At 45.8% G+C, this 3,731-nt stretch carries 4 protein-coding genes and 1 pseudogene; 3 read left to right on the top strand and 2 right to left on the bottom strand.

The window, feature by feature from the left end:
- Nucleotides 1-328 (top strand): hypothetical protein (locus FTV43_RS14705; RefSeq protein WP_257224128.1); only part of this gene is annotated, 328 nt, incomplete at its 5' end.
- A gap of 193 nt (nucleotides 329-521) precedes the next feature.
- Here the strand turns inward: FTV43_RS14705 and FTV43_RS14700 are convergent.
- Entirely contained in the window at nucleotides 522-1,457 is a 936-nt protein-coding gene (locus tag FTV43_RS14700; protein WP_031612480.1) for a replication initiation protein, read from the bottom strand.
- A gap of 657 nt (nucleotides 1,458-2,114) precedes the next feature.
- On the opposite strand from FTV43_RS14700, the gene FTV43_RS14695 reads away from it, so the two are divergent.
- Nucleotides 2,115-2,996 carry a GTPase family protein gene (locus tag FTV43_RS14695; protein ID WP_031612478.1) on the top strand — a complete coding sequence of 294 codons (882 nt, stop codon included), beginning with the start codon at nucleotides 2,115-2,117 and terminating at the stop codon, nucleotides 2,994-2,996.
- Nucleotides 2,997-3,184: 188 nt separating this feature from the next.
- Here the strand turns inward: FTV43_RS14695 and FTV43_RS14690 are convergent.
- Nucleotides 3,185-3,358, bottom strand: a pseudogene (locus tag FTV43_RS14690) (mobilization protein); the annotation flags it as partial.
- 175 nt (nucleotides 3,359-3,533) lie between these two features.
- Here FTV43_RS14690 and FTV43_RS14685 point away from each other — a divergent pair.
- On the top strand, nucleotides 3,534-3,731 hold a 198-nt coding region (locus FTV43_RS14685), incomplete at its 3' end, for a hypothetical protein (protein WP_179995775.1).

Genomic DNA, 3,731 nt, shown 5'->3' with positions numbered 1-3,731 from the left:
ACGACAGAGACAGATTATTGACCTGCTCGACAACGAAGCAGGACTCACAGAACAGGAACGCAAACTCCTCCACGTACTGGCAACAGCGGAAAAAAACGACTTACAGGCACAGGAGAGCGAACGAAAACAGGCGGTCCAAAAACGAATCGAGGGAAAAAAACAACGACGAGAACGCAATCACCGGCTCTTTCTCGCGGCTGGGCTACTGATCGAAGCAGGACTGGTAGACACAAAAACAGGCGAGCTATGCTATAAAAAAGACAGGATATTACAGGCACTTAAGGAACTTAAGTACGATCTGGAGACATCCCCAAACCCAGACGCGTAAGTGCCTCCATCCGTGTTCCGATTCCCTGGTGCTTCCTCGCTCATTCGCTCGCTACGCTCGGTCATGAGACTGCGGCGAGCACTACCAGCGCAATCATGCGGAAAACAGCACCATTGCTGGGCTGAAAGGAGAAAACCGCCGGAAAGCCCTCAGCTCAAAAAGACGCCGAAAAGGCGCTGTTATCTGATATAGGCTATTTGTGCATTGCCCAATTACGGATCGTATTACGATGTACATTCAGCATCGCCGCAATAGCTTTCTGAGAATATCCATTCTCCAGCATACATAGCGCCATGAAACGCTTGTCATCGTAGGCTTCGCCTTTAGCGATACCACCTTTCCGGCCTCTCTTGGCCTGTATTTCTGGGGTGTGCGTATCAGCCACATACTGTGCGAAAGTTTCCGGCGTGAAGTTCCTGTGCGTGTATTTCGCAATGCTCTTGCCAATAGCCCGACATTCAGGCGGAGAAAGCGGAACGGGAAGCGATGCGTTGTACATTTCGACACGCTGAATCACGGCATCAAGCCACTGTGAGAATGCTGGCCAGCCCTGACGAATCGCCCTGTAAGCCCATTTGCGCGTCATTTCGAACAGATGGCAGTTTCGCCCCATCCCGTAATGTTTATCGATGCTACGGCGCGCTGAGGCGCTCAAATCGAGATAATCAGCCAGTTCATCGAGGGTATAGGCCTCCTCGCGCCACTCCATCACCTGCCATTCCAGGTGGAACGGATTTTTGCAAATCAGTCCGCTGTAGTTCACATCTGCACAAAGTTTCTCACACAGCGAACGTTCAATCGCAGCGGCGTATTTCAGCGCCTTAACCGAGCTGTCCGGCGCGGTTCTCACGGCGATATTGAGTGCGTAGAGCAGGTGAGCATGACCGTTCACAGGATTTTTTACGGTGATGTTCGGCGCGGGAGCGTTCCGGTCGCTCCAGTCAATCGCAGCTCCTACACGGTCAACGTCAAAAACCAGCCAGAACTGCGCATGAGGCTGGTTCTGCTGGATGTACCGCGCAAGAAGCGCACGCCCTTTGCCGGAGATGCGAAGACCAAAAGCGAGATCATCCGTGTGATAGGGACGGTGGGGTAAATTTTCTTCGAAGTATTGAAGCGCGGCGCTCATGTGTTACGATTCCTTCCAGGTTATCGACCGACATCGCCCCTGTATTTTCGTGAAAGTCTTGGCGGATAGACACGAATTTCAGGGGCGTTTGTTTTTCAGTCGCTTACACTACCCCCAACAACAAAACCTGTCGAGCCTTCCCGCAAAAACGATCCATTTACCATAACTCCTGTTGTACGAACCCCTTAAAACGCTCTCAATCGCTTTCTGACGCAAAAAACGCAAAAATACAAGGAAACACCAGGGCAACCCCGAAAAATGCGTCAGAATTATTTTTATGGGGCTGCATAACTATGCACAAAAGTGATTCGCGAACAGTTTCAACCGTTCAGAAGGGCGAATGGGTCAAAACAGCAAATTTTCTCATCCATATCCTTGCATAGATGGATAAAACAGTTCGATATCAGCATCAGACACAATAATTGCCATAGTTCATCCCACCCTCTCTCCAAAGCAACATGACTAAAAAACAGTCTTGGGATAGTTTGTTTTCTGAGCTCCATGTACCCCACCTTTTTAGGAAATCGCTTAAAAGGTTTAGTCTCACAACAACCTGAACACAGCTCTAGATAACATTTATCGAATACAATAAAATACCACTTATAAAATAGGTGGTTTATTTATAAGTAATATTTCTTGACAATATAGGTTCTTAAAATGGAATATATTGATAAATCGACACTAAACAGCAAAGAAAAAATTAGACAAGCAATCGAAAAGAAAATAAGGGAAATAAAAGGTTACACGCCACGAGTCGGTATTTTTGGATCAACTGGCGTAGGTAAATCATCATTATGCAATGCATTATTTGGTCGTGATGTAGCCCCAGTCAGTAACGTCGCTGCTTGCACAAGAGAGATTCAAGAAATTCATATCAAGCCAGAAGATGGAAATGAGGGAGGACTTACGATAATAGACTTTCCTGGTGTTGGTGAAACCTTGGAAAGAGACAAAGAATATTATAATCTATACAAAGAGAATGTTGCAAAGTTAGACCTAGTTGTATGGGTAATAAAGTCTGATGAAAGGGCTTACGCAATTTCTCAAAAGGTATATAACGATATATTGCTACCTAATATAAAAAAATGTCCTGTTGTATTTTTCATAAACCAAATAGATAAAATAGAACCAACAGAAGACGATGAAGGTGAACTTCTTTGGGATAAAAAGAAAAACGAGCCGACAAAAGAGCAGTTAGCTAGTGTAAATGAGAAAATACTAGAAGTAAGTACTGCCTTTTCTGTTCCTGCTTCATACATTATACCTACATCAGTCAAAAGAAAGTTTAATATTTCTAAAGCAATGGAGACAATAATAGACATCCTCCCAAAGGAGAAAAAATATGCTCTCTATCGCGAAGCAGGAGAAGAAATAAAAACAGAAAAAATGGCAGAAAGCGCAGAAAAGGGCGTATGGGACACCATTAAAGAATGGACAGGTGAAGCCTGGGATAACGTAAAGGATGTAGTTGTTGAAGTAGTAGCTGCAACTGTTGTTGCTGCAGGTAAGAAAATACTATCAAAACTTAAATTCTGGTAATTCATTAAGATTCAGGATGATTACTATCCTGAATCTTAGTTATCAACGTTTCTTTTTCCAAGATCGGTTTTATCCGATGTGAACAGCGAACAATTCAAACACCTCACAGAGCGCGTCAGTTTTTCCGGCTCTTACCCGTGACAGTTTTCTCCGCCAGTTTATCTTCCAGTGTCACAACTTTCTGATACAGCCGCCTGCCAGAAATGGGAAGGATTATCCCTGGCCCATTCCGGCATGTTTCCGTGCTCCGTGTATTCCAGATCTTTCCGTTTCGCATACTCCCCTTTGCGCTCGATGTAATCGGCGTGGTTTGCAGCCTGTCCCTTGCCTCCAAATTTAACGCTGAGGTGATAGGTTGCCACGGTTTCAGCCCTCCGCAGGAGCGCACTGTTTCTCGACGAAGGAGAGAAACATATAAGTGCGCTTCCTTCTAATTTCACGAATTAGAAGGAAGATACCCCCCTGCACCCACCGACCGCAAGCGATATACTGCACGACCACAACACACCGCAAAAAACACCAGGGAGCACCACGAACATGCGCATCAGCAACATCGAATGGCTGAAGAAACGGATCGGATTCATCAGGAAGCTCGGAGAACAGACCGCACGACAGAGACAGATTATTGACCTGCTCGACAACGAAGCAGGACTCACAGAACAGGAACGCAAACTCCTCCACGTACTGGCAACAGCGGAAAAAAACGACTTACAGGCACAGGAGAGCGAACGAAAA

It is taken from the genome of Acinetobacter sp. YH16053 (assembly GCF_013417035.1).
GTDB lineage: Bacteria > Pseudomonadota > Gammaproteobacteria > Pseudomonadales > Moraxellaceae > Acinetobacter > Acinetobacter towneri.
Note: the sequence above shows the minus strand (reverse complement) of the source record. Positions and strands in the feature narration are given on the sequence as shown.

What these genes read in the sequence shown, in the direction of transcription:
- FTV43_RS14700 (WP_031612480.1), bottom strand. Translation starts at nt 1,457, where the DNA reads ATGAGCGCCGCGCTTCAATACTTCGAAGAAAATTTACCCCACCGTCCC.
- FTV43_RS14695 (WP_031612478.1), top strand. Translation starts at nt 2,115, where the DNA reads ATGGAATATATTGATAAATCGACACTAAACAGCAAAGAAAAAATTAGA.